Below are 10443 nucleotides of genomic sequence, written 5' to 3'. Positions count from 1 at the left end.
GGGTCGTCCCCAGCGCGTGGGGACGACCCGAACTGCACACTCGGCGCACGCGACGCCCGCCGCGTCGCCACGCCGCACCGCCGCCCGCCCGACGACGACGCGCGCCGCCGTCGGGCACGGGCTTCTCAGCGCGGCGCGCCCTGAGGAGGCGGACCTCCTGGGACCGAGCCCGCAGCCCCGCTCCCCTGCGCGCCGACCCCGCCGGTCGGCGGGTTCACCAGGACACCCTCGGCCGTCTCCTGCTCGGCCGCGGTCCGCTGGTCCCACGTCGGCTTGCGCATCGCGTAGAAGATGAGGGGCGGCCCGCCGAGGACGAGCACGACCGCGGCCACCACGAACGGGTAGGCGGCCGGCGGCACGCCGGTGAACCCCTCGGGCGGGACGAACGCGAGCACGAACGCCGCCGCGCACGCGACGAACCCGACCCCTGCGACGAACTTCATCGCGGGGGTGCGGTAGGTCCGCACCACGTCCGGCTTGGAGCGCCGGAGCCTGATCGCCGCGGCGAACATCATCATGTACATGACCAGGTAGAGCGCGGCGGCCATGTCGATGAGCGCGATGAACGCGGTGTTGATGTTCGGGATGACGAGGAACAGCAGCGCCAGGACCGACACCACGATCCCCTGGACCCCGAGGATCCCCACCTGCACCCCCGCCGCGTTGCGCTTCTGGAGGGCCGGGGGCAGGAGGCCCGTCCGGGCAGCGGCCAGCAGTCCTCGCGACGGCCCTGCGATCCAGGTGACGACGGACGCGAACGCCCCCAGCGCGATGAGCGCCGAGATCGCGGTGACCGCCCACGGCATGTCCCACTTGTCGAAGAACACCTGGAACGCGAGGTTGATGCCGTTGGTAAGCCCCAGGTCCTTCTTGGGCACCGCGACCGCCATCGCGATCGTGGGCAGGATGAACACCACGAGGATGAGGAGGGTCGCGACGGCGATCGACCTGGGGAACCCCTTCCCCGGGTTCTTCATGTCGTTCGCGTGGACCGCGTTGACCTCCATCCCCGCGTACGCGAGGACGTTGGACACCACGAGGACGATCGACGCGATCCCCGTCCACGGCGGGACGACGGCGGACACCTCCAGGGTGGTCTCCGACTTCTCACCGGTCGCGAGCCAGATCGCGCCGAGCACGATCAGCAGCACGGCGGGGAACAGCGTCCCCAGGATGCCGCTCCACGACCCCACCTTGGCGAAGAGGTTGCCGCCCTTGAGCGTGATGAGCGTCGAGCCCCAGTAGAGGACGAGGATCACGACCGCTGTGTACAGGCCGTTGCTCGCCAGCCCCTGGTTGCCGATCACGAACGACAGGCTCGCCGCGATGAACGCGATCTGCGTCGGGTACCAGACGACGTTCTGGATCCACTGGAGCCAGATGGCCGTGAAGCCCATCCGGTTGCCGAACGCCTCGCGGACCCAGGTGAACACACCGCCCTTCCACCCGGTCGCCAGCTCCGCGGCGACCAGGGCGGTCGGCACGAGGAACAGGATCGCCGGGACGACGAAGAGGGTGATCGAGCCCAGGCCGTAGGCCCCCATGGCGGGGAGCGAGCGCAGCGACGCCACGGTGACGACCGTGAGCATCGCGAGCTGGAAGACCGACAGGAACGCGGTCGGCGTCGCTGCGGGGGCGCCGATGGCCGGACCGGTGTGCTGAGGGTCCTTCCCGTACGGGTGCGGCGCGACGTGGCCGGCCGTCGGTGCGTGGGTCCCGTCCGCCCGGACGAAGGGACCGCCGGCCGGTTCCGTCGCGCGGGCGCTGGCGCCCGGTTGGTTCGTGTCCATCATGTCCCCCTCAGTGGTGGAAGCCCGGGTGCTGTCCTTCGACGGGCATGGGTCCCGTCAGCGCCTCGAGGTAGTCGACCTCGGTGCGCAGGTCGTCGATCAGGCTGTGCGCGAGGTCCATGCTGAGCCCGTTGCGCACCACGATGCGCTGGACCGTCAGGGTCTCGAGGTCGGCGGGCATCGGGTAGGCGGGGACCAGCCAGCCCTTGAGCCGCAGCCGGTCGGACAGGTGGTACAGGTTCCAGTTCGTGCCGTACCCCTGCGCGATGCTCCACGCGAAGACGGGGATGTCGCTCCCGTCGTTCCACAGGTCGAACTGCGGCATCTTCGCGATCTCGCCCGAGAGGTAGAGCGCGACGTCCTGCGAGGCCTGCTGCACCTTGCGGTAGCCGTCGAACCCGAGCCGCAGGAACAGGTAGTACTGGAGCAGCACCTGTGCGCCCGGGCGCGAGAAGTTGAGGGCGAACGTGGGCATGTCGCCACCCAGGTAGCTGACGCGGAACACCAGGTCCTCGGGCAGCGACGCGACGTCGCGCCACACGACCCATCCGAGCCCGGGGTAGACGAGCCCGTACTTGTGGCCCGAGGTGTTGATCGACACGACCCGCGGGACCCGGAAGTCCCACTCGAGCCCGGGCTGGATGAACGGGGCGATCATGGCGCCCGACGCCCCGTCCACGTGGATGGGGACGTCGAGCCCCGTCGAGGCCTGGATGCGGTCCAGGGCGGCGGCGATCTCGGTGACGGGCTCGTACATCCCGGTGTAGGTGACGCCGAGGATCGCCACCACGCCGATCGTGTTCTCGTCCACGTACTTCTCGAGCTCGAACCCGTCGAGCACCTTGTGCTCGAGCGAGATGGGGACGTAGCGCGCCTCGACGTCCCAGTAGTTGCAGAACTTCTCCCAGCACACCTGCACCGCGCTCGACAGGACCAGGTTGGGCCGGTCCGCGGGCTTCCCGGCCGCGCGGCGCGCGTGCTGCCACCGTCGCTTGAGCGCGAGCCCGCCGAGCATCGCGGCCTCGGAGGAGCCGATGGTCGACGTCCCGATGGTGTTCTCCGGGTCCGGGGCGCTCCACAGCCGACCCAGCATCTTCCAGCAGCGGGTCTCGATCGCGGCGGTCGCCGGGTACTCGTCCTTGTCGATCATGTTCTTGTCGGCCGTCTCCTCGTACAGCCGCTGCGCGTACGGGTCCATCCACGTCCCGACGAACGTCGCGAGGTTGAGGCGGGCGTTGCCGTCGAGCATCGCCTCGTCGTGGACGATCTGGTACGCGGTCTCCGGGAGGGACTCGCCCGCAGGCAGCACGTTGCGGGGCAGCTCGGTCGCTTCTCCCGGACGGGCGAAGAGCGGGTTGAGCGCGACGACGTCGCGCTCCTCGGACTCGGCGCCTCGGTTGGATCCAGACATGGTCTCTCCTCTTGGTCGAACGGTCCTCGGCCCGGTCCACCTGGGCCGCTCGCTGTCGAGCGGCCGGGTCGTGGCGAGGTGCGTGGCGGCGCCTCGGGCGACCCGGTCCGTGCCCCGCCCCCTCGGGCGACGGCTCGTCGGACGCGGCTCCGGTCCGACAGCGGTTGCGCGCACCGAGGCCCCGTCCGTGGCCGCTGCCGAGCGGCCTCCGAGCTGCTTGACGGGTGCGCCACGGTGCGCAGATGGCTCCGCCGGAGTGTGGCGGGCAAGGCCTGCCGAGTGCACAGGCTGTCGTCGAGCGGTTCCTCTCGAGCATGGCAGAGACGGCACGAGCCGTCGCGGGGAGAGAGCCCGACGACCTGCCTAGGCGACACGTGTTGCCAAACTATTGGCACGGGCGTACCGTCAAAGTGTCAGCACGTTCCCCGAAGGAGGCGACATGGACCCCCGCACCGAACGCACCACCGCAGCCCTGCGCACAGCGGTCCTCGAGCTCGCCGCCGAGCAGGACATCGACGAGCTCACGGTCTCGCAGGTCTCTGCCCACGCCGGGATCAACCGCGCCACGTTCTACGACTACGCGAGCAACCCCGCCGACCTCCTCACGACCATCCTGCGCACCGAGCTCGACGCGATCCGCAGCGACTTCCTCGCAGCCGCGCAGGGCCTGTCCCCCGACCCCGCGACCGGCCCCGACGCCCCCTCCCGCACCGACCCCCGGCAGCTCGTCGACACCATCACGCAGGCGATCGTCCGCCACGTCGACGCGCACACCTCGATCTACGAGCGAGCCCTCGAGGGCGGCCTGAGCGCCCCGCTGTTCCGCCTGCTCGCGGAGCACTTCTCCGACACGCTGCGCACGTTCCTCCTGGACCAGCCGCACCTCATGCCCGTGCCGTGCGACGCCGAGCGGACCGAGGTCGAGCAGGCTGCGCGCGCGTACGCCTGCTACGTCGCGCTCGGCTCGGTCGGCGCGCTCGAGGCGTGGCTCGCGACCCCGTCCCCCCGTGACCCGGACTTCTTCCCCCGGATCACCCGCACCTCGCTCGCCCCCTGGTGGACCGCGCCGAACTGACCCGACGCGACCACCCGCCCCGGCGAGCCGCACCACACACCGCACGCTCCGCCGTCGGGCACCCCACGAGGGTTCCCGACCCCGGGCACACAGAAAGGAGGCCCCACCATGGGCCGTGTCTTCAACAAGGTCGCCGTCGTCACCGGAGGAACCGGAGGCATGGGCGTGACCCACGCCAAGGCGCTCGTCGCCGAGGGCGCGAAGGTCGTCGTCGCAGACCTCGACGACGCCAAGGGCGAGGCGCTCGCCGCCGAGCTCGGCGAGAACGCCGCCTACACCCACCTCGACGTCACCAAGGAGGAGGACTGGGACGCCGCCGTCGCGTTCACGCTCGAGAAGTTCGGGCGCATCGACGTCCTCGTGAACAACGCGGGCATCGCGAACGCCGCCGGCATCACCGAGTTCACGCCCGCCATGTGGCGCACGATCATCGACATCAACCTCACGGGCACGTTCCTGGGGATCCACGCCGTCTCGCCCGTCATGGCCCGGGCCGGGCGAGGGTCGATCATCAACATCTCGTCCGTCGAGGGCATGCGCGGCAGCGCGGGCCTGCACGGCTACGTCGCGTCCAAGTTCGGCGTGCGCGGCCTCACCAAGTCGGTGGCCCTGGACCTCGGGCCCTCGGGCGTGCGCGTCAACTCGGTCCACCCGGGCTTCATCAAGACGCCCATGACGGCGAAGATCAGCTCGGACGACCTCCACATCCCCCTGGGCCGCGCGGCCGAGCCCGAGGAGGTCTCGCAGCTCGTGCTGTTCCTGGCGAGCGACGAGTCGAGCTACTCGACCGGGTCGGAGTTCATCGTCGACGGCGGTCTCATCGCAGGAGTGCCTCACAAGTAGGCATCGCCGCGGTACCGGGCACGGCGAGGTGGACCTGCGGGTCTACCTCGCCGGACGTCCCGCCGACGCGCAGGCGATGCACTGCCGGGCCGTCGGGCGCGCGTCCAGGCGCGCCTCCCCGACCGGACCGCCGCAGGTCTCGCACGTCCCGTACGTCCCGGCGTCGAGCCGGGTGAGCGCCGCCTCGGCCTCGGCCGACTGCTGCTCGGCGAGCCGCTGCAGCGCCCCGACCTGCGCGCGCTCGAACGCGATCGTCGCGCCGTCGGGGTCGTGCTCGTCGTCGGCGTTCGAGTCCTTGGACGCCTCGACGATCCCGGCCACCTCTCCGCGCAGCGCCTCACGCCGGGCCTCGGCCTCGTCGCGCAGCGCGAGCAACCTGGCCCGCACGACGGCGTCGCGCGCCTCCAGGTCACGGGCCGCCGCCCCAGGCTCGTCGCTCGTCTCCCCGGGGGTGGGGTCGCCGGTCTCGGTCATCGTCAGGTCCAACGCGGGAGCAGTGCCCTCGCTTCCCGGTACCGGTGGTCTCGGCCCGGCCGACCGCCCGCCGCGCGGCCTGTCGGTCCCACGTGCGACGATCGGCGCATGCCCGTCGTCGAGTCGTCCGTGATGCTCGAGGGGCCATGGTTCGTGGCGAGCGTGGCGGGCACCCAGCCGTTCTCGCCCGCGCCGGGCCGTGACGTCGGACACCCCGACCGGGCCGCTACCAAGGCTGTGCGGCGCCACGGCGTCACGTGCCGTCCCCGTCGTCCCACGCCCGTGGCCGGGCACGTCGGCTCGTGGCTCCTGGGCCACGACGGCCGCCACCGGACCGACGGTTTCGCGCGGGGTTGTGCGGACCCCGTGGTCCTCGCGGCAGCCCGCGGGCGGGTGCCCCCGCCGTCCCCGGGCCCCGGCCTCAGGCCCTCCGGACGGGCCGCACCCATCCCTGACGACGCCCCACCCGGTGCCTGAATCCGCAGGTCACGGCCGAGGTCACGGTCAGGCAACGCGCATGACAGGACTCGGTCCGGGATGGAAGAGTGAAAGCCGGTTTCGCGCGAACCGCACAATTTCCCCGCAACGCCCCCGCATCTCGAAGAGGTAGACCCATGAGCACCGCGATCTTCTACGACCGCCACGGCGGGGTCGACGTCCTGCGCGTCGGCGACGAGCCCGTGCCGGCCCCCGGTGAGGGCGAGCTCCTCGTCGCGAACCGCGTGGTCGGGGTCAACCCGGCGGACGTCAAGAAGCTCGCCGGGAAGTTCGGCGGCAGCGACGACTTCCCGCAGGTGCTCGGGTTCGAGGCGGCGGGCGTCGTCGAGGCGGTCGGCGAGGGGGTCGAAGGCTTCGCGGTGGGTGACGAGGTCGTGTGGAGCGGCACGGGAGCGCAGCGCGAGAGGTCGGTCGTCACGGCCACCAAGGCGCGGATCAAGCCCGCGAACGTCCCGTTCGACCAGGCCGCGGTCCTGCCGGTCGCGGCGTCGGCGGCGTTCTCGGCGCTGGTCCAGGCGGGGGTCGGGGACAAGGACGTCGTGCTGGTCCACGGCGCGTCGGGCGGCGTGGGCTCGGCCGCTGTGCAGATCGCGAAGGCTCTCGGCGCGCGCGTCGTCGGCACGGCGTCCGAGCGCAACCACGACTACGTGCAGGGTCTCGGCGCGACGCCCGTGGAGTACGGCCCGGGTCTCGTGGACGCGGTCCGCGCGCTCCCGGACGGCCTGTCGGACGTCACCGCGGTCGTCGACACGGTCGGCTCCCCGGAGACCGTCGCCCAGACGGTCGAGCTGCTGGGCACCGACGGCCTGGAGCGTGACGGGGCGCCGCGCGCCGTGACCCTGGTCGAGTCGGACGAGTCTCTCGCTGCGGGCATCGCGTCCAAGGTGTCGCAGAAGGGCGCGCTCGCGGAGGTCCTCGCTCTCGCGGAGGCCGAGCTGCTCTCGTCCGAGATCTCGGCACGCTACCCCCTGGCCGAGGCGGCGCGGGCCGTCGAGCAGGTCGCGGGAGGCCATGCGCGCGGCAAGGTCGTCCTGGAGGTCTGACGGCGTCCACCACCGACGCCCGCGCGGGCATGGGTGGGGCGTGGTTCGCTGGGTGCCATGCCTGCCAGCCCCACCGTGCCCGACGACGCCGCCCACCTCGTCGAGGTGCGTCGCCTCGCGCTCGCGTTCCCCGGCGCCGAGGAGCGGATGTCGCACGGACGGGTGACGTTCCGGGCGCGGCTGATCTTCGCGGTCTTCAGCGGCATGACGAAGGCGACCCCTTCTGCGCCGGTCCGGCAGTACCCGCGCTCGGTGCTCGTGAAGGTCGACCCCGCGGAGCACACGGCGCTGTCGCAGGACCCGCGGTTCTTCGTGCCCGCCTACTACGGCCCGGCGGGCTGGCTCGGGCTCGATCTCGACGCCGCCCCGGTCGACTGGCAGGAGGTCGCCGAGCTGCTCGACATGTCGTACCGCGAGGTCGCGGGTCCTCGGCTCGTGGCCCGGCTCGACGCCGAGGGGTCGCCTGCCGGGCGGTGAGCCTGGGGGCGGTGAGCCTGGGGACGGGGCCCTGCGTGTGCGGCGGGCTCGGTGTCACGTGACCGGTACCGCCGTACCGTCCCCATCGGCACCGCAGCAGGACGCGGCACGAGGCCGCCCGGCGTAGCGTGGCCGCATGGTCGGCGACGGGAGGTCCGCGGGGACCCCGGAGGCTCCGTGGGGTCCGCCGTGGCACCGCGCACGTCAGCACGGCCCCTGGTCGTGGCCCGCCACCGGCGAGGGCGTCGACGACGGCACGGCCGACCCGACCGACCGCTCCGGTCCGTTCGACCACCGCCGACCGCGCCTGTTCCTCGCGATCGTCACGGCCCTGGTCGCGGTGGTCGGCACGCTGGGCGCGGCGCACGGCCAGCCGGGTGCCCGGCCCCTCGACGTCCTCGCCCTCGCCCTGGTGCTCGTCCCGTCAGCGGTCCTCGCGACGATCCCGCGCCGCCACCTCCTGGCGGTCTCGCTGAGCCTCGCCGCGACGGGCACCTATCTGCTGCTCGGGTACCCCTGGGGACCAGTCTTCGTCCCGACGGTCGCCGTCCTCGCGGGCGTCGTGCTCGCCGGTCCTGCGGCGCACGGCCGGGCCACCGCCTGGTCCGGCGTCGTGGTGCTCGCAGGGATCGCGGTGGCCGCGGCGACGCTCCGGGGCGGCCCGCCCTCGGTCGCGCTGCTCGGGGGGCTGGCCTGGACGGTCGTCGCTCTCGTGGCGGCGGGCGGTGTGCGGGGCCGGGTCGCCCGCCTCGCGGCGCTCCGCGCAGCCCGCCGCGAGCACGAGATCAACGCCGTGACGGCCGAACGCCTGCGCATCGCCCGCGAGCTGCACGACGTCCTGGCCCACTCGCTGTCCGCGATCACCGTGCAGGCGGGCGTCGGGCTGCACCTGCTGGACCGGGACCCCGAGCAGGCGCGCGCGGCCCTCACGGCGATCCGGGCCACGAGCCGCGAGTCGCTCGACGAGGTCCGCGCGGTGCTCGGCGTCGTCCGCGCCGAGGGCGAAGAGGCGCCCCGCTCCCCGTCGTGGGACCTCGGGGCGCTCCCCCGGCTGGTCGGGAACGTGCCGGGCATCGCGGTCGACCTCACGGTCGAGGACGCCGCGCACGACGCCTCGCCACGCCTCGCAGGGATCGTCTACCGCGTCGTCCAGGAGTCGCTGACGAACGTGCAGCGTCATGCGGCCGGCGCGACGCGCGCGATCGTCGAGGTCCGGGTCGCCGGTACGGGCTCGGTGCAGGCGGTGCGACCGGCCCCCGGCTCCCCTGTCCCCACCACTCCGCCCGGCCCGCCGCGCACCCTGGTCGTCACGGTGTCCGACGACGGATCGCCCGTCCCGGGGCGGGCCGCGGACGCGTCGTGGCCGCGCACGGACGAGGACCGGGTTCCCGAGGGGTACGGCCTGCGCGGCATGCGCGAGCGCGTGACCGACGCGGGCGGGACCCTCACGGCCGGCCCCCTGCCTCACGGCGGGTTCGTCGTCGAGGCGAGGATCCCGTGGGAGGCGCGCGACGCCGTCGGGCAGGAGACCGACACGACCGCACCAGCGGACGGACCGCCCGACGACGCGACCGCCCCCCCACCCACGACGACCGGCGACCCACCGACGACGAACGAGGAGAGCCCATGATCCGCGTCGTGCTGGCCGACGACCAGAGCCTCGTGCGCGGCGGCTTCCGCGCCCTGATCGACTCCGAGCCGGACCTCGAGGTCGTCGGCGAGGCCGCGACGGGCGACGACGCGGTGCGGCTCGCGCTCGACCTGCTGCCCGACGTCGTGCTCATGGACATCCGCATGCCCGGTCTCGACGGGCTCGAGGCGACCCGACGGATCGTGGCGGACCCGGCGGCGTCGGGCGTGCACGTCGTCGTGGTGACGACGTTCGAGCTCGACGAGTACGTGACCGAGGCGATCCGCAGCGGCGCGAGCGGGTTCCTCGTCAAGGACACCGAGCCCGAGGACCTGGTGCGCGCGGTGCGCGTCGCGGCGGGCGGCGACGCGCTGCTCTCCCCGACCGTGACCAGGCGGCTGCTCGCACGCGTGGCTGACGCGACGCGCGACGTCGCCCCCCTGCCCGGGCTCGCGGACCTCACGCCGCGCGAGCACGAGGTGCTCGTCGAGGTCGCGGGCGGCCTGTCCAACGAGGAGATCGCGCGGACGCTGTACCTGTCGGAGTCGACCGTCAAGACGCACGTCTCGCGCGTCATGACCAAGCTGCGGGCGCGGGACCGGGCCCAGCTCGTGGTCGCGGCCTACGAGGCGGGCATCGTGCGCCCGGGCTGGGGACGAGGGCGCTGAGCGGCACGGCCCTGCGACCCGGACGGTACCAGCGGGGTACGGGGTAGACATCCACGGGCCGACGACGTGGCGCGGCCCGCGCGGAAGCCTGGAGACGAGGCCGCACCCGGCGGCCGGACGCGGCGGCCACCGCCCGTCACCAGCCCACCCAGGAGGCCCCCATGCTCACCACCCTCACGACCGCCACGACCGACGTCCTCGCCCACGGTGGCGCGGGCTGGGGCCCCGGGCCGTGGTGGTTCGTCTTCCCGTTGCTGTGGTTCGCGCTGTTCGCCACGGTGATCTTCCTGTTCGCACGCCGGGCGCGACGCGGCGGACCGTGGGGACACCCCGGCGGACCGGGTGCCTGGCGCGGCGCCAACGACCCCGTCTCGATCCTCGGCGAGCGCTACGCGCGTGGTGAGATCGACGAGACCGAGTACCGCCAGCGCCTCGAGGTTCTCGTGCCCAAGGAACGCTGACCCCTCCGGGAAACGCCGAGTGCGGGGCAGCTGTCGTCGATGCATCGCCACGACGACAGCAGCCCCGCACACA

11 protein-coding genes are annotated in these 10443 nt (G+C 73.1%); 8 read left to right on the top strand and 3 right to left on the bottom strand.

From position 1 onward, the window contains the following. Positions 1–125 precede the first annotated feature (125 nt). Positions 126–1790: an APC family permease gene (locus ACFVQ3_RS18565; protein ID WP_387642289.1), complete on the bottom strand. Its 1665-nt coding sequence runs from the start codon at positions 1788–1790 to the stop codon at positions 126–128. A 10-nt stretch (positions 1791–1800) separates the two neighbouring features. Beyond that, on the bottom strand, positions 1801–3201 hold the full coding sequence (locus tag ACFVQ3_RS18560; protein ID WP_387642286.1) for a glutamate decarboxylase: 1401 nt from the start codon (positions 3199–3201) through the stop codon (positions 1801–1803). A 439-nt stretch (positions 3202–3640) separates the two neighbouring features. On the opposite strand from ACFVQ3_RS18560, the gene ACFVQ3_RS18555 reads away from it, so the two are divergent. Together ACFVQ3_RS18555 and ACFVQ3_RS18550 are read left to right on the top strand one after the other, a co-directional pair. Then, positions 3641–4276, top strand: a complete 636-nt coding sequence (locus ACFVQ3_RS18555) for a TetR/AcrR family transcriptional regulator (RefSeq protein ID WP_387642284.1) — start codon at positions 3641–3643, stop codon at positions 4274–4276. Positions 4277–4384: 108 nt separating this feature from the next. Next, positions 4385–5119, top strand: a complete 735-nt coding sequence (locus ACFVQ3_RS18550; protein ID WP_387642282.1) for a glucose 1-dehydrogenase — start codon at positions 4385–4387, stop codon at positions 5117–5119. Positions 5120–5161: 42 nt separating this feature from the next. Here the strand turns inward: ACFVQ3_RS18550 and ACFVQ3_RS18545 are convergent, their stop codons facing one another. Continuing rightward, a complete protein-coding gene (locus ACFVQ3_RS18545) occupies positions 5162–5593 on the bottom strand; it encodes a TraR/DksA family transcriptional regulator (protein WP_387642280.1) in 432 nt (143 codons plus the stop codon). A gap of 108 nt (positions 5594–5701) precedes the next feature. On the opposite strand from ACFVQ3_RS18545, the gene ACFVQ3_RS18540 reads away from it, so the two are divergent. The 6 genes from ACFVQ3_RS18540 (at position 5702) to ACFVQ3_RS18515 (ending at position 10370) form a co-directional block, all read left to right on the top strand. Then, positions 5702–6070 carry a hypothetical protein gene (locus ACFVQ3_RS18540; RefSeq protein WP_387642277.1) on the top strand — a complete coding sequence of 123 codons (369 nt, stop codon included), beginning with the start codon at positions 5702–5704 and terminating at the stop codon, positions 6068–6070. A 137-nt stretch (positions 6071–6207) separates the two neighbouring features. Continuing rightward, on the top strand, positions 6208–7134 hold the full coding sequence (locus tag ACFVQ3_RS18535; RefSeq protein ID WP_387642274.1) for a zinc-binding alcohol dehydrogenase family protein: 927 nt from the start codon (positions 6208–6210) through the stop codon (positions 7132–7134). Between the two features lie 57 nt (positions 7135–7191). Continuing rightward, on the top strand, positions 7192–7611 hold the full coding sequence (locus ACFVQ3_RS18530) for an MmcQ/YjbR family DNA-binding protein (protein ID WP_387642271.1): 420 nt from the start codon (positions 7192–7194) through the stop codon (positions 7609–7611). Between the two features lie 136 nt (positions 7612–7747). After that, complete coding sequence (locus ACFVQ3_RS18525; RefSeq protein WP_387642268.1) at positions 7748–9241, top strand: sensor histidine kinase; 1494 nt, start codon at positions 7748–7750, stop codon at positions 9239–9241. Further along, entirely contained in the window at positions 9238–9909 is a 672-nt protein-coding gene (locus ACFVQ3_RS18520) for a response regulator (protein WP_387642265.1), read from the top strand. The genes ACFVQ3_RS18525 and ACFVQ3_RS18520 overlap by 4 nt, the downstream gene beginning before the upstream one ends. A gap of 161 nt (positions 9910–10070) precedes the next feature. Next, complete coding sequence (locus ACFVQ3_RS18515; RefSeq protein WP_387642262.1) at positions 10071–10370, top strand: SHOCT domain-containing protein; 300 nt, start codon at positions 10071–10073, stop codon at positions 10368–10370. Positions 10371–10443 lie beyond the last annotated feature (73 nt).

Source organism: Oerskovia sp. NPDC057915 (assembly GCF_042887685.1).
In the GTDB taxonomy this organism is placed as follows: Bacteria; Actinomycetota; Actinomycetes; order Actinomycetales; family Cellulomonadaceae; genus Oerskovia.
The sequence above is the reverse complement of the archived record's forward strand: the minus strand, read 5'-3'. Positions and strand labels throughout refer to the sequence as shown.

Excerpts from the sequence above, each read along its gene's own strand:
- ACFVQ3_RS18565 (WP_387642289.1), bottom strand. The coding sequence starts at position 1,790 with ATGGACACGAACCAACCGGGCGCCAGCGCCCGCGCGACGGAACCGGCC.
- ACFVQ3_RS18560 (WP_387642286.1), bottom strand. The coding sequence starts at position 3,201 with ATGTCTGGATCCAACCGAGGCGCCGAGTCCGAGGAGCGCGACGTCGTC.
- ACFVQ3_RS18555 (WP_387642284.1), top strand. The coding sequence starts at position 3,641 with ATGGACCCCCGCACCGAACGCACCACCGCAGCCCTGCGCACAGCGGTC.
- ACFVQ3_RS18550 (WP_387642282.1), top strand. The coding sequence starts at position 4,385 with ATGGGCCGTGTCTTCAACAAGGTCGCCGTCGTCACCGGAGGAACCGGA.
- ACFVQ3_RS18545 (WP_387642280.1), bottom strand. The coding sequence starts at position 5,593 with ATGACCGAGACCGGCGACCCCACCCCCGGGGAGACGAGCGACGAGCCT.
- ACFVQ3_RS18540 (WP_387642277.1), top strand. The coding sequence starts at position 5,702 with ATGCCCGTCGTCGAGTCGTCCGTGATGCTCGAGGGGCCATGGTTCGTG.
- ACFVQ3_RS18535 (WP_387642274.1), top strand. The coding sequence starts at position 6,208 with ATGAGCACCGCGATCTTCTACGACCGCCACGGCGGGGTCGACGTCCTG.
- ACFVQ3_RS18530 (WP_387642271.1), top strand. The coding sequence starts at position 7,192 with ATGCCTGCCAGCCCCACCGTGCCCGACGACGCCGCCCACCTCGTCGAG.
- ACFVQ3_RS18525 (WP_387642268.1), top strand. The coding sequence starts at position 7,748 with ATGGTCGGCGACGGGAGGTCCGCGGGGACCCCGGAGGCTCCGTGGGGT.
- ACFVQ3_RS18520 (WP_387642265.1), top strand. The coding sequence starts at position 9,238 with ATGATCCGCGTCGTGCTGGCCGACGACCAGAGCCTCGTGCGCGGCGGC.
- ACFVQ3_RS18515 (WP_387642262.1), top strand. The coding sequence starts at position 10,071 with ATGCTCACCACCCTCACGACCGCCACGACCGACGTCCTCGCCCACGGT.